The organism is Exiguobacterium sp. OS-77 (assembly GCF_000414195.2).
Classification (GTDB): Bacteria; Bacillota; Bacilli; order Exiguobacteriales; family Exiguobacteriaceae; genus Exiguobacterium_A; species Exiguobacterium_A indicum.
On the sequence record NZ_DF239008.1, the window covers coordinates 1,528,852 to 1,548,739 of the forward strand.

The 19,888-nt window shown below is 49.9% G+C and carries 26 protein-coding genes and 1 pseudogene; 20 read left to right on the plus strand and 7 right to left on the minus strand.

The window, feature by feature from the left end; all coding sequences use genetic code 11:
• Positions 1 to 4: 4 nt before the first annotated feature.
• Positions 5 to 442: a GNAT family N-acetyltransferase gene (locus EXG77_RS07620; RefSeq protein WP_023468383.1), complete on the plus strand. Its 438-nt coding sequence runs from the start codon at positions 5 to 7 to the stop codon at positions 440 to 442.
• Here the strand turns inward: EXG77_RS07620 and EXG77_RS07625 are convergent.
• Both EXG77_RS07625 and EXG77_RS07630 read right to left on the minus strand, forming a co-directional pair.
• Positions 434 to 817 (minus strand): GNAT family N-acetyltransferase, encoded by a 384-nt coding sequence (locus EXG77_RS07625; RefSeq protein WP_023468382.1) that lies wholly within the window; start codon positions 815 to 817, stop codon positions 434 to 436. The two genes, EXG77_RS07620 and EXG77_RS07625, sit on opposite strands and share 9 nt — an antisense overlap.
• Positions 814 to 1,479, minus strand: coding sequence for an HAD family hydrolase (locus EXG77_RS07630; protein ID WP_052017117.1), 666 nt, complete (start codon positions 1,477 to 1,479; stop codon positions 814 to 816). Before EXG77_RS07630 ends, EXG77_RS07625 begins: the two co-directional genes overlap by 4 nt.
• A gap of 39 nt (positions 1,480 to 1,518) precedes the next feature.
• Here EXG77_RS07630 and EXG77_RS07635 point away from each other — a divergent pair, with 39 nt between their 5' ends.
• Both EXG77_RS07635 and EXG77_RS07640 read left to right on the plus strand, forming a co-directional pair.
• Entirely contained in the window at positions 1,519 to 2,364 is an 846-nt protein-coding gene (locus EXG77_RS07635; RefSeq protein ID WP_035397240.1) for an alpha/beta fold hydrolase, read from the plus strand.
• Positions 2,361 to 3,050, plus strand: a complete 690-nt coding sequence (locus EXG77_RS07640; RefSeq protein WP_052017118.1) for an alpha/beta fold hydrolase — start codon at positions 2,361 to 2,363, stop codon at positions 3,048 to 3,050. Before EXG77_RS07635 ends, EXG77_RS07640 begins: the two co-directional genes overlap by 4 nt.
• Here the strand turns inward: EXG77_RS07640 and EXG77_RS07645 are convergent.
• On the minus strand, positions 3,012 to 3,902 hold the full coding sequence (locus tag EXG77_RS07645) for a sensor domain-containing diguanylate cyclase (protein WP_035397242.1): 891 nt from the start codon (positions 3,900 to 3,902) through the stop codon (positions 3,012 to 3,014). The two genes, EXG77_RS07640 and EXG77_RS07645, sit on opposite strands and share 39 nt — an antisense overlap.
• Positions 3,903 to 4,012: 110 nt before the next feature.
• Positions 4,013 to 4,531, minus strand: coding sequence for a DUF4256 domain-containing protein (locus EXG77_RS07650; RefSeq protein WP_035397244.1), 519 nt, complete (start codon positions 4,529 to 4,531; stop codon positions 4,013 to 4,015).
• A gap of 197 nt (positions 4,532 to 4,728) precedes the next feature.
• Here EXG77_RS07650 and EXG77_RS07655 point away from each other — a divergent pair, with 197 nt between their 5' ends.
• From EXG77_RS07655 to EXG77_RS07665, 3 genes are all read left to right on the plus strand, one after another.
• The gene (locus EXG77_RS07655; protein ID WP_023468377.1) at positions 4,729 to 5,121 is read left to right on the plus strand and encodes a hypothetical protein; all 393 of its coding nucleotides are present in this window, start codon (positions 4,729 to 4,731) and stop codon (positions 5,119 to 5,121) included.
• Between the two features lie 109 nt (positions 5,122 to 5,230).
• Positions 5,231 to 5,920, plus strand: a complete 690-nt coding sequence (locus tag EXG77_RS07660) for an ABC transporter ATP-binding protein (RefSeq protein WP_023468376.1) — start codon at positions 5,231 to 5,233, stop codon at positions 5,918 to 5,920.
• 62 nt (positions 5,921 to 5,982) lie between these two features.
• On the plus strand, positions 5,983 to 6,951 hold the full coding sequence (locus EXG77_RS07665) for an LLM class flavin-dependent oxidoreductase (protein ID WP_023468375.1): 969 nt from the start codon (positions 5,983 to 5,985) through the stop codon (positions 6,949 to 6,951).
• A gap of 65 nt (positions 6,952 to 7,016) precedes the next feature.
• On the opposite strand, the gene EXG77_RS07670 is transcribed toward EXG77_RS07665, so the two are convergent.
• Positions 7,017 to 7,745, minus strand: a complete 729-nt coding sequence (locus EXG77_RS07670) for an SDR family oxidoreductase (protein ID WP_023468374.1) — start codon at positions 7,743 to 7,745, stop codon at positions 7,017 to 7,019.
• A gap of 85 nt (positions 7,746 to 7,830) precedes the next feature.
• Between EXG77_RS07670 and EXG77_RS07675 the strand changes: the two genes are divergently transcribed.
• From EXG77_RS07675 to EXG77_RS07730, 12 genes are all read left to right on the plus strand, one after another.
• A complete protein-coding gene (locus EXG77_RS07675; protein WP_035397247.1) occupies positions 7,831 to 8,274 on the plus strand; it encodes a hypothetical protein in 444 nt (147 codons plus the stop codon).
• A gap of 284 nt (positions 8,275 to 8,558) precedes the next feature.
• On the plus strand, positions 8,559 to 9,101 hold the full coding sequence (gene amaP, locus EXG77_RS07680; RefSeq protein ID WP_023468372.1) for an alkaline shock response membrane anchor protein AmaP: 543 nt from the start codon (positions 8,559 to 8,561) through the stop codon (positions 9,099 to 9,101).
• A 15-nt stretch (positions 9,102 to 9,116) separates the two neighbouring features.
• Positions 9,117 to 9,323 carry a DUF2273 domain-containing protein gene (locus EXG77_RS07685; RefSeq protein ID WP_035397250.1) on the plus strand — a complete coding sequence of 69 codons (207 nt, stop codon included), beginning with the start codon at positions 9,117 to 9,119 and terminating at the stop codon, positions 9,321 to 9,323.
• Between the two features lie 42 nt (positions 9,324 to 9,365).
• A complete protein-coding gene (locus EXG77_RS07690; protein ID WP_023468370.1) occupies positions 9,366 to 9,803 on the plus strand; it encodes an Asp23/Gls24 family envelope stress response protein in 438 nt (145 codons plus the stop codon).
• Positions 9,804 to 9,928: 125 nt separating this feature from the next.
• Complete coding sequence (locus EXG77_RS07695) at positions 9,929 to 10,687, plus strand: SDR family oxidoreductase (RefSeq protein WP_035397253.1); 759 nt, start codon at positions 9,929 to 9,931, stop codon at positions 10,685 to 10,687.
• 116 nt (positions 10,688 to 10,803) lie between these two features.
• Positions 10,804 to 11,718, plus strand: a complete 915-nt coding sequence (locus EXG77_RS07700) for a methyl-accepting chemotaxis protein (RefSeq protein WP_238987925.1) — start codon at positions 10,804 to 10,806, stop codon at positions 11,716 to 11,718.
• A gap of 162 nt (positions 11,719 to 11,880) precedes the next feature.
• Complete coding sequence (gene nikA, locus EXG77_RS07705; protein WP_035397254.1) at positions 11,881 to 13,398, plus strand: nickel ABC transporter substrate-binding protein; 1,518 nt, start codon at positions 11,881 to 11,883, stop codon at positions 13,396 to 13,398.
• Complete coding sequence (locus tag EXG77_RS07710; RefSeq protein WP_023468365.1) at positions 13,398 to 14,333, plus strand: ABC transporter permease; 936 nt, start codon at positions 13,398 to 13,400, stop codon at positions 14,331 to 14,333. The genes nikA and EXG77_RS07710 overlap by 1 nt, the downstream gene beginning before the upstream one ends.
• Positions 14,330 to 15,157, plus strand: a complete 828-nt coding sequence (locus tag EXG77_RS07715) for an ABC transporter permease (protein ID WP_052017119.1) — start codon at positions 14,330 to 14,332, stop codon at positions 15,155 to 15,157. Before EXG77_RS07710 ends, EXG77_RS07715 begins: the two co-directional genes overlap by 4 nt.
• A complete protein-coding gene (locus tag EXG77_RS07720) occupies positions 15,105 to 15,851 on the plus strand; it encodes an ATP-binding cassette domain-containing protein (protein ID WP_035397258.1) in 747 nt (248 codons plus the stop codon). The genes EXG77_RS07715 and EXG77_RS07720 overlap by 53 nt, the downstream gene beginning before the upstream one ends.
• The gene (locus EXG77_RS07725) at positions 15,830 to 16,567 is read left to right on the plus strand and encodes an ABC transporter ATP-binding protein (protein WP_035397260.1); all 738 of its coding nucleotides are present in this window, start codon (positions 15,830 to 15,832) and stop codon (positions 16,565 to 16,567) included. The genes EXG77_RS07720 and EXG77_RS07725 overlap by 22 nt, the downstream gene beginning before the upstream one ends.
• A complete protein-coding gene (locus tag EXG77_RS07730) occupies positions 16,561 to 17,850 on the plus strand; it encodes an MATE family efflux transporter (RefSeq protein WP_035397263.1) in 1,290 nt (429 codons plus the stop codon). The genes EXG77_RS07725 and EXG77_RS07730 overlap by 7 nt, the downstream gene beginning before the upstream one ends.
• A gap of 40 nt (positions 17,851 to 17,890) precedes the next feature.
• Here EXG77_RS07730 and EXG77_RS07735 read toward each other — a convergent pair whose 3' ends face one another.
• Positions 17,891 to 18,490 carry a TetR/AcrR family transcriptional regulator gene (locus EXG77_RS07735; RefSeq protein WP_035397266.1) on the minus strand — a complete coding sequence of 200 codons (600 nt, stop codon included), beginning with the start codon at positions 18,488 to 18,490 and terminating at the stop codon, positions 17,891 to 17,893.
• Between the two features lie 108 nt (positions 18,491 to 18,598).
• Between EXG77_RS07735 and EXG77_RS07740 the strand changes: the two genes are divergently transcribed.
• Entirely contained in the window at positions 18,599 to 19,126 is a 528-nt protein-coding gene (locus EXG77_RS07740) for a hypothetical protein (protein ID WP_035397269.1), read from the plus strand.
• 17 nt (positions 19,127 to 19,143) lie between these two features.
• Here EXG77_RS07740 and EXG77_RS07745 read toward each other — a convergent pair whose 3' ends face one another.
• A complete protein-coding gene (locus tag EXG77_RS07745) occupies positions 19,144 to 19,527 on the minus strand; it encodes a hypothetical protein (RefSeq protein WP_023468358.1) in 384 nt (127 codons plus the stop codon).
• A 145-nt stretch (positions 19,528 to 19,672) separates the two neighbouring features.
• Between EXG77_RS07745 and EXG77_RS07750 the strand changes: the two are divergent.
• Positions 19,673 to 19,888 (plus strand): annotated as a pseudogene (locus EXG77_RS07750) (hypothetical protein); the annotation flags it as partial.

A 19,888-nucleotide genomic window follows, 5' to 3' on the forward strand; every position in this document is an offset into this window, starting at 1 on the left:
GGAGATGAACATCCGGTCTTGGACAACAGACGATCTACCGCAATTGGTCGGTTTGATGACGCAGCTCGGGTATCCGGCAAGCGAGAATGTGTTACGCGAACGGTTTACACGGGTCACCCGTCATCCGGATTATGAATTGCTTGTGTTAGAAGACGACGATATGCTTCTCGGCTGCGTCGGTCTGTTTCAGGCGCAAGCGTTTGAGCACGATACGACCTATGTCCGAATCGTCGCGTTCGTCGTCAACGCGAAATATCGTCGGCAGGGAATCGGACGCCGCTTGATCCGAGCAGCGGAAGACTGGGCGCACGCAAGAGGAGCAACTGCCGTCTTGCTGAACAGTGGTAATCGACCGGAACGCGAAGCAGCCCATCACTTTTATCAATCGATGGGCTACAGCGTGACGAGCACGAGTTATTCGAAATCACTCGCTTCATCGTGATTTACGGAAACCATGGAAAGCACGAAATCCTTGTTGTTCATAAAAAGAAGCAGCTTGACGGGTTGCCAGGAGATCGATCCGCGTCGGATAGGTAAGTTGCAAGTGATCGAGTAACTGTTGTCCGTACCCACGCTTGCGTGCGTTTCGGCTGACGAGGAGCTCACAGACGAACGTCGTCACTGAACCGTCCGTTAAAGCGCGGACATAGGCAAGGATTTCTCCGTCAGACTCAAGGACGAAAGCGGCATTTGCATTCATCCACGCGTTGCGAGTCCGCTCTTGATCAGCGACGAGATCCTGCCATCCTTCTAATGCGTTCAATCGATGAATCTGCTCAAAATCGTCAGGCTGGAAACGGCGAATCTGTTCCGTCATGGCTGGTTCTCCTTTCGTATCAGGTCTTGGAGTGGAGCAGGTAACTGGCACCAGTCCGAAAATTGCGTGTCGGTCAATGGAACATCGCCTGTGCGCTTCCAAATCGCCTGCATGCCGAGGGCGCGCGCCGGTAAGATGTCGTGGTCGTAATTGTCGCCGACATAAAGGACTTCGTCCGGGCGAACACCTAAACGGTCCGTTAAGCGCAAGAAAAATGCCGGATCCGGTTTACGGACGCCTTCTTGTTCCGAAATCCCGATCTGCGTAAAAGAGGGAGACAGTCCGATTGCGTCACAGACAGCACGTTGAAACGTCGTCCGACCGTTCGACAGTAAGCCGATGGGTAGCTCAGGCGGTAATTGCGCAAAAAAGGCGTCGACTCCCGGAAAGCTCCGTGCGAAGATCGGATAACGCGTCACGTAGTCGTGTAGCAGTACTTCAACAGAAAGCGACAACTGGAAGCGACGAATCATTTCCGTATAGACGACGTCCTTCCAGACGCGTCCTTCTTGATCAAGCGCCAAGAACGTCGTGATGTAGTCGTCGATCGGAACATGCGCAACTTCACGAAAACGTTGATGCTGATCCCGAAGGAAATAGGGAAGAGAACCGGACCGGTCATGTAACGTCTCGTCTAAATCAAACAATAGGGCACGAATCAAGGTAAACACCATCTTTCAAAGTTTAGAGGAGTGATTATAATGGAACGAATTATGCAACATCAGGGAAAACAAGTGACGTATTATGACGACGGTTCGACAGGTCGACCGTTGTTACTCCTCCCCTCGCTCGGTGGGACGTATCAGGACTGGGCGGACATTCTGACGAAACTGACACCGGACTACCGGGTCGTCAGCTTTCATCCGCACGAATGGTCGGAGGATTACATCGACGGGACGACCGGCATCTTACGGCAAATCAATCAGTTTCTTAACGCAACGAATATTGCGACTCCGGTCACACTCGTCGGTCATTCCTACGGTGGTCTTGTTGCGCAAGCTTTTGCTCTACATCATCTAGAACGTGTCGCCGGTCTCGTTCTCGTGGATGCGACGTCCGTTGATTTAGCAGAACTCGATCAGCTGGATACACCGATGCTCGACCGGGAAGGGGATGACGCCGTCTGGATCGATCGGTTCGAAGAACTATCAAAAGCAACTGATTTACGTGACCGTTTCCCGGACGGGGATGACCGCACGGATTGGAACCCGGCGTATTACCTGGCGATGCATGCGATCATCTCGCAGTGGAAAGCTGATGCGAAAGATCTTCAACCACGCATGCGCGATCTCGGTGTTCCGTTGACCGTTCTTGGACGGGACAAAGCGCAGTCGATCGAAACGATGAGCGCTGCTGGTTTTCCAAAAGACGAACTGGAGCAGATGGAAGGAAAATGGCAGGAATTGATTCAGCGACAGGCGAATCTATCCGATCAGGCGAACGTGACGTTCGTTCCGGGAACATCACACCTGATGCATCGCGATCGTCCGGACGTCATCGTAGACGCGATATTGACACTACATCAATTTAAGGAGTTTACCGTATGACACGTATGTATGTACTACATGGTTTAATGGGAACGGCAGCAACACACTTTGCACCACAGCTATCCGCTTTAGCGGATGATTTTACGTTCATTCCGATTGATCTGCCTGGTCACGGAATGACGACGGAACCGGCAACGGAAGATTACTTATCACAAGCAACACGTGCCATCCGCGAACGGATGGCACAGGAAGGTCCAGGATGGATTCTCGGGTTGTCGCTTGGCGCAACGCTTGCGATGCAACTGGCACTCGACCCACCGGACGAACTCGAAGGGGTATGTATCACGGGTTTTTCACCATTCATTCCTAAAGCGATGGAGCCGCTGATGCGCAAGCAACGAGAGTTCTTCCTCGACCTCGAACAACAAGCACCGGAAATTGCCGACCAGTTCGAACAGTTGCATGGTCCTGCCTGGAAAACGACGGCGCGGGCAGTCCTTGATTTGATGACATTCCGTTTCCCGGCACTGACGGAAACGATGCTGCAGTCGATCACCTTACCGGTCGTCATCCTAAACGGAACGAATGAAACATACGAAGTCGACGCAACCGCGTTCGTTGCGGAACATGTGCCAAACGTCATCGTTTTACCGATCGAGGGAGCCGGGCATACGGCGAATCTCGATCAACCGGAACGCTTCAACGCCTTATTGCTTCAAGCGCATCAATCCATGCTGACGACTTAAGCGATCATTCATCTTTTCTTGATACATCTGCTCATCTGCCTCATGCAGGACGTCGTCGACACGGCGTCCTGTTGTCGTATGAACGGCGCCGATTGCGAGTCCGATTTCGTGTGTCGCGAACGTCGAGCGAACGTGTTCGACGAATCCCTCGAACAGCTCAATCGACGGACTCTCGTCGATCAAGACGAATTCATCACCACCGATCCGGTAGCCATGGTCTGTCAAGCGGCGGATGCAAAGTCCTGTTTGTTCAAGCAAGGCATCACCGACCGCGTGACCGAACCGGTCGTTGAGCTCTTTTAGTTCATTCAAGTCAAGCAGAATCATCCCATACGCCGTCTTCTTTTGATCGAGTGTGTGGACAGCCTCGTTGAAGGCATGGCGATTCCCTAGACCAGTCAAGGCATCGATCCGGTATTGATCGAGCAATGCCTGTTGTGATTTCAACTGCTCGTCAATGTTACGGATCACCCCTTGGATGGCAACGATCTGTCCATTTTCGCAAATGGGTGTCGCATATTCTTCGAACCAGACGTACGTTCCGTCATTCGTCCGCCAGCGTTGCCGAAACGGCTGATCGTAATCACAATCGCCCGAAATCTTCGACATCAAGACTTCGATGTCTTCCGGATGAATCCGCGCGAAACACTCGTCCGGATCCATGTAGCTGGCTGCTGCCACGCCTTTCCCCATATGGTCATCGAGTGACGGACTGATATAACGAAATCGATATTCCGGCTGCACTTCGAACACGTAGAAGATATCTTTACATAATGCGATCGTATCCGGCTGTTGCTGGCGAAATAACCGGAAACTGATCAACATGAGAAGACCGCCTACAATCAATCCCAATACAAATATGACGTCCACCTCCTCTACTCATCGACCATCATATCATAATTGGGTTTTATTACCTATAATTTACAAAAAACACTCTACTTCAATCGTAGAGTGTTTTTGGATTAATTTAGCTCAATGCAGACACGAAATCCTCGGCTCGCATAATAGGAATCCGCTCCGTTGTGATAGATGAACGTCGTCTCATAACGACGATCTCCGAACAAAGCGCCACCTTTTTGACGGATCACGTCCGGCGTCGCAAGCCAGCTGGAGGTTTTTTCGTCAAACGAAAACTGCGTCTGTAGTTCTTGATACTGTTCTGGTGTTAAGAGGTGCACCTCTAGCATCTCAATCATCGACTCGACACTTGCTGCGGGCGCATTTTTCTTGCGACCAAGTCGAGCGGATTCGTCCAAACAGACGCTTCGACGACCAGCTGGACTCTCTTTGGCAGTGTCGACGATGACGAGTCGTCCATTAAGAGCTACGACATTCGGCTCGCCACCTGTCTGTTCCATCCAAGCAAGGGCAGTTCGTTTTGAAGGCGTCAGGCGAGACTCGAGCACGTCATACGAAAGATCCTCGTGGCGGTCAGGAGTAGCCTCAAAACGATCACGAAACATCGTGAGTTGTTTCTCCATCGGTAAAACCTCACTTTCCTAGTTCCTTTTTTCCATTATTCAATGAATCCGCTTCCAGTGCAATCGTTTAGTGACTGAATAAGTCAATCTGAAGACAATTGACAAATGAAATCGGACTGCCTACACTAATTGTACATATCCGGTTTCTGTTGCGATCGCGCGTACAGGAACGACATTCAGGAGAGGAGCCCAACCGTATGCGCTGGATCAGTTATGCGGCTGTCGTGACGATTCTTTCGTTCTTAGCGTTCACAGCATATTCGTTCTTGACGACGATCGACTTTGAGATCGTCTATCAGTTCGGAACGTTTGCGATGACGTTATCCTATTTTATCTTTGGTTTACCGATGTTATGGATCGTCCGCCATTATCCATTGACCCTTCGTTTACTCATCTATGTGACGACGAGTAGTGTCGTCCTGTTTCTTTTCATTGGTTTGTATGAAGCATGGCATGATGCATCGCTGTCTCCGCTACCACCAACCGGAAGCATGATTCAGTTCACGGCTCTTGCTTGTCTATTATTCGTTTTACCGTATGAGATCGTCTATCGTAAAAATTTCGTTTCCATTCAACCACGTGTTTCTTGACAGTATTCTTGTTCCTCAAGAGTGCTGTTTTTTATTTCCTTTCTTTTAGAAGGAATTCCCAATAAATTCTTGAATAGTACGTTATCACGAATATATGGAGGGCTTACATATGGAAGGAACATTTCAATGCAAACAGATGGGAAAATCATTTTCGGGAGACGGAGTCGAGACACATGCGTTACAAGACATCGAAGTGACGCTTGAAGCAGGTGACTTCATCTCAATCATCGGTCCATCAGGTTCTGGAAAGTCGACGTTACTCAGTCTAATCGGAACGCTCGATCGTCCGACGAGTGGGGAGTTGCATTACGACGGAAAACCAATCAACAAATTAAACAGTAAAGAACTATCCGACTTCCGTTTCGAGAACATCGGCTTCATCTTCCAGCAGTTTCATTTGATTCCGACGCTGACGGCGCTTGAGAATGTCATGGCGCCTTTGTTCGGTCGAAAAGTACCATACGATAAAAAAGAACGCGCCGAGCAGTTACTTGCACAAGTCGGTCTTGCTGATAAAGCAGGCAGTTTGCCGTCGCAACTTTCCGGTGGACAACAACAACGGGTCGCCGTTGCCCGAGCACTTGTTCATGAACCGAAATGGTTGCTTGCCGATGAGCCGACAGGGAACCTCGATACGGATACGGGAGAAATCATCTTCAATCTCTTACGGTCATTAAACGAAGAGAAAGGCTGCGGCGTCTTGTTCGTCACCCACGATCCGGCACTCGCCGAACGGGCGAACCGAACGATCGAGATGCGAGATGGCGTCATCATCGAAGATCGTCTCGTGCGTGTCTGAGCCTCGTTTTTGAACTCCGTTCCTCCACGCTTTACACTGAAAGGGTAGAGGAGGAATGCGTGATGCGACTAGGAATACTCGATCAAGTGCCGTTACACGAGGGCGATACGGTCGAAGCGACGATGGAAGCGACGGAACGACTCGTCTTAGAAGCCGAGCGACTCGGTTACGAACGGTACTGGTTCGCCGAACATCATAATACGAACGGGTTGCTCAGTGCGGCACCGGAACTGTTCATCGCCCGAATGGGTGCGAAGACGTCAAAAATCAAGCTTGGTTCAGGTGGCGTGTTGTTGCCGCAGTATCATCCGCTGAAAGTCGCCGAGAGCTTTGCGACGCTCGATGCGTTTTATCCGGGACGAATCGAACTCGGGATCGGTAATTCGCCGGGCGGGAGCGAAAGGACACGACTTGCGTTGACGGATGGAGAAGAAAACCGGGCGGCGGAGTTTAGTCGACTCGTCGATGAAACGGCGGGCTTCTTAACAGACAGTCTATCGAATCGACACCCATACCGGATCGTCAAGACGACACCACGTGACCGGAAACCGTCACCGATTTCGATCCTGGGTCTGTCGCCACGTAGCGCGCGGATTGCAGCTGAACAAGACCGTGGTCTCGTGTTTGGTCACTTCATCAATCCGGATCGTTGGGAAGAGACGCTCTCGACATATCGCGAGGCGGGCGGGAAGAACGTCATCGTCTGTGTTTTCGTTATCTGTGCTCCGACACAAGAAGAAGCAGAACGTCTCGCTCGAACACAGGATGCCTGGATTCAAGGTGTCCGACTCGGGAATTCAATCGTTCCGTCATTTAAGACGACAGAATCAAAGGTCTGGAATGACGTGCAAGTAGAACGGATTCGCAAAGATCGCCGACGAGCGATTGTCGGAACACCGGATGTGGTTGAGCGTGAGCTAGAGGTATTAGCAACCCGTTATCAAACGGATCAATTTTTACTAATCAACAATGCCTTTGATCAAGAAAAACGATTGCAGTCGTACCAGCTCATCGCGGAACGACTACTCTAAACAGAACAGGACCCCTCGTTAGCTGTTTGGCAAATGAGGGGTCCTGTCTACAAATCTACAAATAATTAACGTTGAGCGGTTGGACGAATCAAGATCTCGTTGATCGCGACATCCTCTGGTTCGTTGACGGCATATGCGATGGCACGCGCAATCGCGCTCGCATCGATCGCTTTCAAGTCACCGATCCCTTGTTTGATCTCGTCATCCGAGATATGGTCCTTCAATTCTGTATCGACCGCTCCCGGTGAGATGATCGTTGCACGGATGTGATTGTCGACCGATTCTTCCTTGCGGAGACCTTCCGTAATCGCGCGAACGGCGAATTTCGTACCGCTATAGACGGCGCTCGACGGCATGACTTCGTGACCTGCTACGGACGAGATGTTGATGACATGTCCGCTTTTTTGTTCGCGCATGTACGGCAAGACGGCTCCGATTCCATGGAGAACACCTTTGATGTTGACGTCGACCATCGTGTTCCATTCATCCTGTTGATTCTTATGGAGGTGTGACAGTGGCATCAATCCCGCGTTATTGACGATGACATCAACTGAGCCAAACTTGTCTTTTGCAAGCTTAGCGAGTGCATCGACTTGCTCGCGATCCGTCACGTCCGTCACTTGGTAGACGGCTTGACCACCTTCTGCTTCAACGGCTTTGACGAGTTCTTGCAAACGATCTTCCCGGCGTGCAGCAAGAACGAGTTTTGCTCCTTGTTTCGCAAGTTCCTTTGCGGTTGCTTCCCCAATTCCGCTTGATGCCCCTGTAATGATGACGACTTTATCCTGAATCATCTGAACTCCTCCTTCTGAATAACGTACTCCTTGAGAGGTATTGCCGCTTTTATTGATTTGAAAACATTGTGTAGGAGGTTGCCTCGTGAAACAACAGACGTTTATTGGTGTAGTGCTGATTAGTTTAGGGTTACTCTTCTCGCTGGATCCTTTCCGCCATCAACCACCAGCACCTGACGTGACGATTGAAAATCGTGAAGCAAAGGTGTACTTAGGAACCTATACGTGGTCAGGACTCTTTTTAGGAGAGACGGCTGATGCAAAGGTTGGACCAGTTGAACAAGTAAAAAAGAAACAAGGTGAACGCGTTGCACCGGAAGAACAGATGTCGATTCTTTTTCGAGATGGTCCGCATCCAAAAACTGTTACCGTTGAGTTATGGTCCGTTACAAATGGAAAAAAGCTTAGAACGTTTCAGGACGCAGAAAATATCACTTTGCCAACGACCCATGGAAAATATGTCTATCAGATTAGAGCAGGGTGGGAAGAAGGAAACGGTTATTTTGCCATTCCAATCGAAGTGGAATGATCATTTTAAAAAAACGTATTGACGAAGTATACGGGAAATGATAAATGGATTAGATTGTTGACCTCTTTTTAGTTGAAAGAGGTCTATTTCCGTTAAATATAGTAAATAATCCACTTGTTTCACTAACTATAGTCTGAAAAATCAGAATATATGAACATTTTAACAAAAGTGTATGTAAATGTTTCGGGTTCGAATGAACGGGAATAAACACACCATACACATAATAGTTCATGTGTTGAATCACCTAGGTGAAAGAAGTTAACAATCGTAAAGGAGAGGTGCAGATGAATGGGTTCAATCGATTCTTACTCGTCATCATAGGCATACTCGGACTCGTCAGTGTCGGGCTGCTTGTGCTCGGTGTGTATGATGTTCCACGGCTTAGTTCATTGATTGAGCAGTGGCAGGATCAGCAATGGTATAGCTATACCGTTCTATCCATCGGAGGATTTTTAGCATTCGTATTCGTTATTCTATTATTCACAGGATTGTTCAGCCGCTCAAAAGGTCAACGTCTGTTGATTCAAACGGGTGACGGAACGATCACGATTTCGAAGGAAACAATCGAACGGACTGCACTGGAGTCGATTCGTGGGATTGGTGGCGTACGGACACCGCGTGTCCATGCCGACATCCATTCGAAAAAAGAGACGGTTGCTTTAAAAGTCGACTGCTCGGTCTTCGGACAAGAGGGACTTCCGACGATCGCAAAGGATATCCAAGAACGCGCTAAACAAGCCGTCGAATCCTTACTCGAGTTGCCGGTCACGAGTACGAAGGTCACGATTAGTGACACGAAAACAAAAACATCGGAACGTGTCGTCTAAGAGAGGAGAGGGAACATGAAGACAAGGGAAGCACTTTATCCGTATCGGTTCCGACTGATCGGAGGACTTGTCGGTCTAATCCTCGCCATCTTATTCTTGACGATTGGCTTTGGTCCGACGATCCTCATCGTTGCCTTCGCAGCGATCGGATTTTTGATTGGGAAGTGGCGCGATGGTGCGCTCGATATCGAAGGGTGGATTCAGTTCTTTCAACGGGACTGATTCATATATATCTAACTACACATTCAAAAGGAGAGATTTCAAATGGCAAACGAAGTAAACACAACAACTGAAAACGAAGTGGTACGCGAGAATAAATTGACGTTCGAAGATCAAGTCATCAAAAAAATCGCAGGGATAGCGTCGAATGAAGTAACAGGCATCTTGTCAATGAGTGGTGGATTCATGAGTGGACTGACGGATCGTCTCCGGAGTTCGGAAGACATCACGAAAGGAATCGGTGCGGAAGTCGGCGAACGCCAAGTCGCACTCGATTTGAAAGTCATCGTCGAATACGGTAAAAACATTCCGTCAATCTTCCAAGAGACGGTCGCTAAAATCAAAAAATCAATCAGCGACATGACAGGACTTGAAGTCGTCGAAGTCAACATGCACGTCGAGGACGTCATGACACGCGCTGAATTTGAAGCAAAAAATAAATCGAACAACGAACAAGAAGAAAAGAGCCGCGAACTGCAATAAGGAAGTCAAAAGATCCGACGAAAATCGTCGGGTCTTTTTTTCATGGAATTGACACGACGTTTGACTAAACTAGAGCCTTTTTCGGGAATAGATTAGTATCACGATAAACGAAAGGATGATTCATGATGCGACTAACAGGTAAAACGATCATCGTCACGGGAGCTGGCTCAGGAATGGGTGAAGCCATGGCCAAATTGTTTGCACAAGAAGGCGCACGGATCGTCGCAGCGGACATTCGGTTGGAAACCGTTGAACGGGTCGTCTCTGACATCAAGGAAGCAGGGGGAGAAGCGATCGCTGTTGCGAGTGATATCGCCAAACCAAAGGCAGCAACAGAACTCGTCCAACAAGCGCTTGAGGCTTACGGCAAACTGGACGTTCTCGTCAACAATGCTGGGATCATGGACGGAATGGAGGGAGTGGAAGACATCTCCGATGAACGCTGGGATCATGTTCTCGCCGTCAATACGACGGGAACGATGCGTCTGATGCGCGAAGCGGTCAAGCATTTCAAGGAAGTAAAAGGTGGTGTCATTTTGAATAACATCTCGATTGGCGGTCTGAACGGTGCCCGAGCAGGAGCAGCCTATACCGCTTCCAAACATGCCGTCATTGGTTTGACGAAGAATACCGCCTTCTTTTACGCCGGAGAGGGGATCCGCTGTAACGGCATCGCTCCTGGAGCCGTCGAGACGAACATCGGGCAATCGATGACGAACCTGAATGAATTCGGAATGGGACGGGCGATGCTCGGCATGGGACTCAATCCACGTGCCGGTCAGCCGGATGAGGTCGCAAAATTGGCAATGTTCCTCGTGTCTGACGAGGCGAGTTTTGTTAACGGGGCAATCGTCGTCGCCGATGGTGGATGGAGTGCGTATTAAAAATCGTATATTATTTACTAGATTACAGTTTAAAATGGCAGGAACCTGTCGATATAAGGGATAATATGACAATAGGAGCATTATGACCTTGAGTTTGAATCCAGGGAGGAATCGGCATGTCGATGCAGGAACAAGCAGCACGCGTCACCGACACACAAGTCATTCGAGCAATCGAGCAAAATCTGGCAATCATCCGCTTCGACGATCGACGGAAAGTCGCATATGTCAACGAGTTGTTTGCCCGGACGATGGGGTATGAAGTGGAAGAGCTAATCGGTAAATACCATCGCGATCTTTGCTTTCCAGCGTACGTCAACAGTCCGGATTATGAGTTGTTTTGGCGCAAATTGATGCAAGGAATTACGTATCAGGACAAAATTGAACGCCGGGCTGCTGATGGGCAACAGAAATGGCTCGAAGCGACCTATATGCCGATCTATTCGGATGACGGGCGCCGGGTCGTCGGTGTCTCAAAAATTGCATCGGACATTACGATTCGCCAACAGGATGTTTTACGGATGGCGGCTGAACTCAACGAGACATCCGCGTTCTTGACGGTCAAATCGGAGAGTGGTCGTCAGGATGGTCTGAACGTGCTGGCGACCGTCCAACAAGTCGAGGCGGAATCCGTCGAGAATCTGTCGAGCCTTGTTGCCTTACGAAAGGATGCGAACTCGATCACCGACATCGTCAAGACGATCCGTGATATTGCAGCGCAGACGAATCTGCTCGCCTTGAATGCGGCGATCGAGGCGGCACGTGCTGGTGAACATGGACGTGGGTTCGATGTCGTCGCGACCGAAGTCCGAAACCTGTCGAACAAAGTGTCGCACTCAATCGGAGAAATCAAGAACAACATTGAAGGGATCGTTGAGCGGATTGAAGATGTTTCACACAGCATCGAGCGGATTTCGTCTAAGGTCAAGGACAGTACGGGGCAACTCGAACATACGGTCAGTGAGTTCGATCAATTGGCTGATTCAGCGAAACAACTCGAGCGTCAGGCAAAACAATTCGTCGACGTCTTATAAGAAATACACCGCTACCGAATCACACGAGCTGTTCGCTTGTAGTTGATTCGGTATTTTTTTGATGGCAAATTCAATATAGAGAAATAGAAAAGACGCTTGTTAAATCGGAATCGTTACGATATGATGTAAAACGTAATTATTCCGAATTAAAGGTGGAGAACAATGTCTACATATAAAACTGCTAGCCTTATCGGTAGTGTCTTCCTCGGTTTGACACTTGCCGGTTGTGCTGCTTCTGATAAGCCACAAGAGCAAAACCATTTGACGTTCGTCTATAACTTCGCGACACAATCGCTCGATCCGCATCGCGACAGCAGTTATGTTCCGCTTCGCGCAGGGGTGACGGAGACGCTCGTCCGTCTTGATGACGAACGATTGACGGTCGAGCCGTGGCTTGCGAAAAAATGGTCCTACGAAGGAAAGAGAACATGGCGGATCGTCTTACAGGAAGACGTGACGTTCCATAATGGGAAACAACTTGATGCGGCAGCCGTCAAATCGTCTCTCGAACGCTCAATCGACGAAAATCCAGGTGTCAAGAATGCCTTGAATATCGAGACGATCAAAACAGACGGACCCGATTTGCTCATTCACACGAAGACGACATATCCAGAGTTCATCTCGGAACTCGTCAATCCGAACACAGCAATCATCGACACGAAAGCGAGCGGGGTAACGAAGGAACCGATGGGAACAGGTCCGTTCCAAGTCGAACGGTTCGCTCCGGGAACAAAAGTCGAGTTAAAACGTTTCAAGTCCTATTGGCAAGAACAAGCGAAACTTGATTCCGTTGATTTTGTCTTCAACGAAGATGCTGGCGCACGGACGAACGCTTTGCGTGCCGGACAGGCGGATATCGTCTATCGACCGGAAATCGAGAGTGTCAAGCAGTTGAAGTCTGAAGGATTAACAGTCCAAGCGACGGATACGTTCCGTGTCCATCAGTTGACAATGAATGTCGCGAACGGTCCGATGCAATCGCTTGAAGTCCGACAGGCAATGGATGCTTTGATCAATCGAAAGCAACTCGTCGATCACGTCCTCCAAGGATATGCGGTGCCAGCACGTGGTCCGTTCCTATCGTCATTCCCATTTGCTCCGAACTATCCGCAACAAGTGCAGAAGACGCCTGAGGAATGGCTCAAACAAGCCGGTTATACAAAACAAAACGGACGGATGCAAAAGGACGGTCGTCCTTTAAAGCTGACGTTATTGACGTATGCGGCTCGACCAGACCTGCCGTTGATCGCTCAAGTCATTCAAGATGACGCGAAAAAGATTGGTGTCGCGATCACGATTAAACAGATTGATGTCCCGGAAGAATACATGGCGAGTAACCGGGACTGGGATATCGCGACGTACAGCAATCTGACAGCTCCGCGTGGGGATGCTGGATATTATTTGAACGCGACCTATCATCCGAACGGAGGACTGAACTTCAGTCGTGTCGCGGATCCGAAGTTGACGAAACAGATCGAGACGTTGAATGAAACGATTCAGATCGAGGAACGTTCACGGCTTGCGGAGCAGATCGCGCGATATGTCGACGAGAAACGCTATAATAGCTTCTTGCTCCATCCTTCAACACTCGTCGCCTATGACAGCAAACGCGTCAAAGGATGGAAAACGGAAAAGAGTGAATACTACATGATCACGAACACGTTGCAGGTGACCGATTGATGCATTCGATCGTCAAACGACTGCTATCGCTGAGTCTATTCACTCTACTCATCACGTTCAGTTGTTTTGTCTTGTTACGGTTACTGCCGGGTGATCCGGTCTTGACGTTATTGAATATCGATGAATTATCAGCAACGCCCGAACAAATCGAGGCCGCGCGCCGTGAATTAGGATACGATCAGCCGTTGCTCGTCCAGTACGTCCGTTGGCTGCAAGACATACTCACCTTACGTCTCGGAAACTCGTTACAGACGGGGCGACCGGTCATCGAGATGTTGTTAGAGAGTTATCTCGTGACAGCGGAGCTGGCACTTGGCGGTATTTTGATTGCCTTATTGATCGCCTTACCCCTAGGAATCGGTAGCGCCTTGATGACGCGCCGAAGCGTCGTCCGTCTTGCGCACCTTGTCAGCATGAGCGGAGCGACCGTGCCTGGTTTTTGGATCGGTCTGTTGCTCGTCGATCTGTTTGCCGTCCGTCTCGGATGGTTACCTGTGATGGGGCGGGAGGGGATGACGTCACTTGTCCTCCCGGCTCTATCGCTCGGCTTTCCACTTGCGAGCGTTTATATTCCATTGATTCGACTGAATCTACGCCGTGAATTGAACCAACCGTACATTGAGTTGGCACGGATGCGTGGTATATCCGAGCGGACGATTCTTTGGCGTTATGCGTTACGCGGCAGTTTGCCACCGGTCCTGTCCGTGTTCGGTCTGACGCTCGGCAGTCTTGCCGGGGGTGTCGTCGTCCTCGAAGTCCTGTTTGCGTATCCAGGTGTCGGAAAGTTAATGGTCGATGCGATTTTGCAACGCGATTATCCACTGATTCAAGGCTACATCTTGCTGACGACAGGCATCATTCTTGTCTTGCATCAAGGTATCCGGTCGCTAAACCGGGCGTTACGACCAGATTGGCAGAAGGGAACACACACATGAAAAAAAGATGGCTCATTTTCGGAGGATGTCTCCTACTTTTTATTTCATATACCGTATTTACAAATTCTTTTAATACAAACATAGCGAAAAGACTTGAGCCCGCTTCATTTGAACATTGGCTCGGAACAGACGGTCTAGGACGAGATTTCGCAGCTCGTCTTATTTTAGCTGGTTTGATATCCTTAGGTTTCAGCCTGCTTACGGTGTTGCTCACAGCGTGCATCGGTACCTGTCTTGGTTGTCTAGCCGGTTTTTATGATGGACGACTCAAGCACTTGATTCATCGATTAGAAGATGGTCTCGTGATTTTCCCTGACACCGTTCTAGCACTTGTCATCGCCGGATTATTTGGTGCCAGTCCTCAAAGTTTGATCTTTGCGATTTTACTCATCAAATGGATTTCCTACGCGCGATTAAGCGAGACACTCGTGACCGAGACGATGCAAAAGCCATACATCAGCATGGCACGCATCAACGGGTTAACAGACAGTATGATCTTACGACGCCATATCTTGCCGCCCATCATCCGACAAGTCGTCGTGTTAATGAGTTTGGATGTCGGCAAAGTCATCTTATTCTTATCGGCATTCTCTTATATCGGGCTTGGTGTCCAAGCACCACTGCCAGAGTGGGGAGCAATGTTGAACGAAGGACGTCCTTATTTCAGTTCCGCACCCCGGCTCATGCTTTTGCCAGGTGCGTGCATCGTCTTGACCGTCGTCGCGACGATGGGATGGACGCGATGGATGAAGAAAAAAGGAGGACACGTAAATGATTCAGATTCGGAACTTACACGTTCGGGCGAAACACGTCCTTCTGCATGACATGAATCTATCGTTACCAGCTCATCGATTCATCTGTCTCGTCGGAGCGAGCGGGAGCGGTAAGACGCTCTTGCTTAAACGATTACTGGATCGATTGCCGGACGGGATGTCGTCGAGCGGAGAAGTCATCTCGGACGAACCTCTTCGGCGTGGTCTCGATATTGGTTACATACCACAGCAGTATACCGATGCGTTTCTTCCGTTTTTGACGATGCGTCAGATGTTACGGGATACATATCGCGCACATGGACGAAAGATGGATCATCCTTACATCGATGACGTCTTGCGAACGCTTGAGTTGGACCCGACCTGGTTGGATCGGTATCCAGGAGAGTTGAGCGGTGGGCAATTACAACGGTTCGCGATCCTGTTTGCCGTCGCCTTAAAACCACGGTTGATTTTAGCGGATGAATTAACGACGGCACTCGATCCCGTCTTGACACATCGTTTACTCGACTGGTTGATCGAGTACCAACACCAGTACGGAGCAACGATTGTGTTCGTCACCCACGAATTAGGACCTGCTTTACATTATGGCGAGCAACTTGTCTTAATGCAGGATGGACGAATCGTCGAGACTGGAACACCACAGATGATCGAGCAAAGTCGTCATCCGTTCACGATGAGCTTGATGCAAGCGCATCGTACATCACCGGAAGAAAGGAAGAGTTCATGTCACCAGTCTTATCCGTAACAGATCTTACTTATCAGATAAAGGATCAGCCCATTTTGTCGAATATCTCCTTTCACGTGACGAAAAAGGCGTCAATTGGCATCATCGGGGAGAGTGGGAGTGGCAAGACGACACTCGGACGATTGATCCTCGGTCTGCTTAAACCCACGCATGGTTTGATTTCCTTGCATGGAAAGGTATTTCCGAGTGGGCACCGAAACGAGCGACGAGCTATTCAAGCCGTCTTTCAACATCCTCTCGCTTCCTTTAATCCAGAATGGACGGTGCGGGAATCGATTCTTGAACCGTTTCGTCGGCATCGTCCGATCTTGCGGCATTTCCCAGCGACGTCAGAAGAGGAACTCACGACTGCCCTCGCACTTGCGGTCGGGTTGGAGGAACGGTTATTCGATCGATTGCCCCATCAATTGAGTGGGGGACAAATTCAGCGTGCCGCGATTGCCCGCGCGATTTCGATTGAACCCGACATCATCGTGATGGATGAGACGACGACCGGACTTGATGTCGTCTCCCGCGCACAGATCATCGAGCTACTGGAACGCCTGCAGCAGACACTTGGTGTCAGTCTTGTATTGATCTCGCACGATATCGACTTCATCCGGCGCCTCTGTTCGGAAACACTTGTCTTACGTGACGGTCGCGCTGTTGATTTGATTGATCGATTGGAATCAGGTGGTGCGTATACCCAACGATTCGTCGAGGCCGGAACATGGTGAACGCACAACCGACCCACAAAACGTACTGGTTACTCGCTTATCCGCTGATTCTCTCAAGTATTGCGACACCCTTGCTTGGCGTGACCGATACCGTCGTCATCGGTCAATCCGGTGATCCGCGGGCGATCGGCGGCATCGCCGTCGGAGCCGTCTTCTTCAATACGATTTACTGGTTGTTTGGTTTCTTAAAAGTCAGTACGACAGGATTCAGCGCCCAAGCAAGTGGGGCGAATGACGTGCACGCCTTACGGACGTCACTTTACCGACCGCTGTTTCTAGCAGCTTGTATCGGTCTGCTTATCCTGTTGTTCCGACAGCCGCTCGAGCAAATCGGACTGTACTTACTTGCACCACCCGCTGACTTGCTCGGTGCGGTCAAGACGTATATTTCATACCGGATGATTGGCGCACCGTTCGTGTTGATGGGGTATGCGTTACTCGGCTGGTTGATTGGTACCGGTCAGGTCAAGCACGCCTTGTTCGTCCAATTGTTCAGTACAGGAGTCAATGTCGTTCTCGATATCGGATTCGTCTACGGATTGGATGCCGGTGTTGCTGGAATTGCGGTTGCGACCGTCATCGCGGAGATCAGCATCGTCGTCTGTGCTCTGTACCTGATCCGTGGTCATTTGGCGATGACGCGTGATGAATGGCGTGCCTTGACGGCATGGCAGGCGTACCGTCAATTCTTTCAAGTCAATCGTGACTTGTTCATTCGCACGATTTTCCTTCTACTCGTCACCGGCTGGTTCACACGTGCTGGAGGACAATTCGGACCGGATGTCCTCGCAGCCAACGCGATCCTGCTACAAATCCAGTATCTGATTTCGTACTGGTTCGGTGGACTCGGTCATGCGTCAACGGTTCTCGTCGGTCGGGCGAGAGGGCATCAAGATCAGGCAGGATACCGGACGAGTGTCCGTTTGGCACGGACGTTCGGATTCTACTCGGTCGTCTTCTGGTCACTAGTGCTTCTCTTCCTTGAGACACCGCTCCTTCAATTGTTCACTTCAGAAGAGGCAATCTTAGACGCAGCGCGCGATTATTACTTCTGGATCATCATCCTACCGCTTCTCGCCGGTTGGGCGATGATCTATGAAGGCATCTTTGCCGGGCGGGTTGAAGCAACACCCGTTCGGAATTCGATGATTCAAGCAGGAATTGGTTTTGCGGTCGTCCTCCTGCTGACACCGACTTTTGGAAATCAGGGCGTCTGGGCAGCGTTTTTGACGTTCTTCTTGATTCGCTCCTTATCGTTGATTCTCGTAGAAGCAAGACGATGAAAAACCCGCTGTTTCCCTCGCGCGCAAAGGGAACAGCGGGTTATTTGTCGTCGTTCGCTAAAGGACGGACGAAGAGGGCGTTCAAGTGATGGACGAGCACATGACGCAGGCGTTCTTTTGGTAATCGTTCTGGTCGAAACAGAGCATGAAAGGCTAACCCGTCAACGAGTGCTGCGAGCCGTTCACTCTCAAGCTCAATGTCTAAGCCCGCGCGGAGTGTACCGTCCGGAATCTGTGTCAACAGTACCTGGACCATATGGTAGATATCATCCGGATTTTCTGTTGCATGCGACGTATACGCGGACATCATGAATTGAAACCAGACCTGCATCTCGAGCTGATGCTCGGGTGCATAAGGTAAGACCTCAAGTAAGACGTCACATAACGTTTCTTCCGGGGTTCCTCCTTTCTCGAAAATGGTTGTGATGCGTGCTTGGACCCGTTCTTGGACGAGGTCCATCGAGAAGCGGAGCAACTCGTCCTGGGTCGTGAAGTAATATCGCAAGGCACCCAGTGAGAGTCCCGCTTCCTTGGCGATCGTCCGGACACTGGCTTGTTCAATACCGACTTGAGAAATCGTGCGCCACGTCGCTTCCGCGATGAGGCGTTTGCGTTCTTCGTGATTGACTTGTTTTGGCATACCTCGATTATATCATCTTTTTAGCACGAATGTATTAAAAAGACTAGTCAAGCTACAAAAGAGGTGTTATCTTTATGATACAGTCGTATTAAAAAGGAGAGGATTGATATGCAACTTGTCGCGTGGGCAATCGTCTGTTGTGAGATTCTATTTTGGGTATTCATTGTCGCCGGACTGATCGTGCGTTATGGATTCAGGCGCGAAAGACTCGGTTTTCGATTGATGGCGATGTCACCGGTCATTGATATTGTCTTACTGGTCTTAACGGTGTTTGACTTAAGTCGCGGCAGCACAGCGACGATCGCGCACGGACTTGCTGCGATCTATATCGGCGTCTCACTCGCCTTCGGGAAACAGATGATTGCCTGGGCGGACGGGATGTATCGCCGGTTCATCCTGAGAGAACAAGTATCACGGGAGCGAATTTCAAAGGCACGTAAAGAGCGAAACGGGTTCTATCGGCACGTGCTGGCATTTTTGATTGGTGGGACGTTACTCGGTGCGATGATTTTGTGGCTGGGAGATGCTGAGCAGACGGAGAGTCTCTTACGGACGTTACAATTGTGGGGACTCGTCCTCGTGATCGATGGGGTCATCTCAATGAGTTATACGGTCTTTCCGGCTCGATCCAAATGAAAAACGAACCTTGTCTGTCAGCGGTCGACAGTGAAGGTTCGTTCCCGAATCGTATTCGTATGGACTTGTTTGCGGGCGTCGATCGAATCCCGAATGTGGATGATGTAGCGACGTCCTTTTTTGTATCCAGTGCGCGGCGGTTTGATTCGGATCTCTTTGCCGTCAAGGACTTCAATCTCCGTTTGCATCCGCTCACCGTTTGAATCCGTCACGGTGACTGTTCGGTTCGAGACTTGCTCCTTCCGTAGCCCTTTCGCATATTCGATGTCGAAGGTATGGTACGAGGAGATGGAGCGGGCACGCGATTTGAAGTGTGGCTCGTCCGTCCGTTCGTCGAGGGTGCAGTAGCAACCCGTGAACAAAAGACTCGCCGAGAGGAGTATCGAAAATAGATGTTTCACGAAAACGCTCCTTTATGTATTTGGTAATTTTAGTATAATACAAATTTTGGGTTACGACAATCCTTCTTAAGACCGAGTCGTTGACAGCTATTAAATTCAAGCAGCTCCATGCTATAATCGACCGAGAGAAAGGAAGCGATACACCATGCCAGTACAACCAGACCAACGCGAGATCATCGTCTCGATCCGGACGAGTTATGATTTTAAAGCGGATACCGGTCGCGCGATCCGCGTCATCGAGTTTCACGGACGCCGGACAACGCTGTTCGATACGTTCGAAGCGTCATCACCGAAACGGATGATCTTGATCGAGATGATTCGCGCCGTCCAATCGTTCAAGGAACCGTTCCACATCATCTTC

Bases quoted from the DNA above. Each gene is read 5' to 3' on its own strand.
- EXG77_RS07625 (WP_023468382.1), bottom strand. From the start codon at position 817: ATGACGGAACAGATTCGCCGTTTCCAGCCTGACGATTTTGAGCAGATT.
- EXG77_RS07635 (WP_035397240.1), top strand. From the start codon at position 1,519: ATGGAACGAATTATGCAACATCAGGGAAAACAAGTGACGTATTATGAC.
- EXG77_RS07700 (WP_238987925.1), top strand. From the start codon at position 10,804: ATGTCGATGCAGGAACAAGCAGCACGCGTCACCGACACACAAGTCATT.
- EXG77_RS07690 (WP_023468370.1), top strand. From the start codon at position 9,366: ATGGCAAACGAAGTAAACACAACAACTGAAAACGAAGTGGTACGCGAG.
- EXG77_RS07730 (WP_035397263.1), top strand. From the start codon at position 16,561: ATGGTGAACGCACAACCGACCCACAAAACGTACTGGTTACTCGCTTAT.
- EXG77_RS07720 (WP_035397258.1), top strand. From the start codon at position 15,105: ATGATTCAGATTCGGAACTTACACGTTCGGGCGAAACACGTCCTTCTG.
- EXG77_RS07685 (WP_035397250.1), top strand. From the start codon at position 9,117: ATGAAGACAAGGGAAGCACTTTATCCGTATCGGTTCCGACTGATCGGA.
- EXG77_RS07710 (WP_023468365.1), top strand. From the start codon at position 13,398: ATGCATTCGATCGTCAAACGACTGCTATCGCTGAGTCTATTCACTCTA.
- EXG77_RS07725 (WP_035397260.1), top strand. From the start codon at position 15,830: ATGTCACCAGTCTTATCCGTAACAGATCTTACTTATCAGATAAAGGAT.
- EXG77_RS07715 (WP_052017119.1), top strand. From the start codon at position 14,330: ATGAAAAAAAGATGGCTCATTTTCGGAGGATGTCTCCTACTTTTTATT.
- EXG77_RS07665 (WP_023468375.1), top strand. From the start codon at position 5,983: ATGCGACTAGGAATACTCGATCAAGTGCCGTTACACGAGGGCGATACG.
- EXG77_RS07695 (WP_035397253.1), top strand. From the start codon at position 9,929: ATGCGACTAACAGGTAAAACGATCATCGTCACGGGAGCTGGCTCAGGA.
- EXG77_RS07640 (WP_052017118.1), top strand. From the start codon at position 2,361: ATGACACGTATGTATGTACTACATGGTTTAATGGGAACGGCAGCAACA.
- EXG77_RS07655 (WP_023468377.1), top strand. From the start codon at position 4,729: ATGCGCTGGATCAGTTATGCGGCTGTCGTGACGATTCTTTCGTTCTTA.
- EXG77_RS07620 (WP_023468383.1), top strand. From the start codon at position 5: ATGAACATCCGGTCTTGGACAACAGACGATCTACCGCAATTGGTCGGT.
- EXG77_RS07735 (WP_035397266.1), bottom strand. From the start codon at position 18,490: ATGCCAAAACAAGTCAATCACGAAGAACGCAAACGCCTCATCGCGGAA.
- EXG77_RS07670 (WP_023468374.1), bottom strand. From the start codon at position 7,745: ATGATTCAGGATAAAGTCGTCATCATTACAGGGGCATCAAGCGGAATT.
- nikA (WP_035397254.1), top strand. From the start codon at position 11,881: ATGTCTACATATAAAACTGCTAGCCTTATCGGTAGTGTCTTCCTCGGT.
- EXG77_RS07740 (WP_035397269.1), top strand. From the start codon at position 18,599: ATGCAACTTGTCGCGTGGGCAATCGTCTGTTGTGAGATTCTATTTTGG.
- EXG77_RS07650 (WP_035397244.1), bottom strand. From the start codon at position 4,531: ATGGAGAAACAACTCACGATGTTTCGTGATCGTTTTGAGGCTACTCCT.
- EXG77_RS07660 (WP_023468376.1), top strand. From the start codon at position 5,231: ATGGAAGGAACATTTCAATGCAAACAGATGGGAAAATCATTTTCGGGA.
- amaP (WP_023468372.1), top strand. From the start codon at position 8,559: ATGAATGGGTTCAATCGATTCTTACTCGTCATCATAGGCATACTCGGA.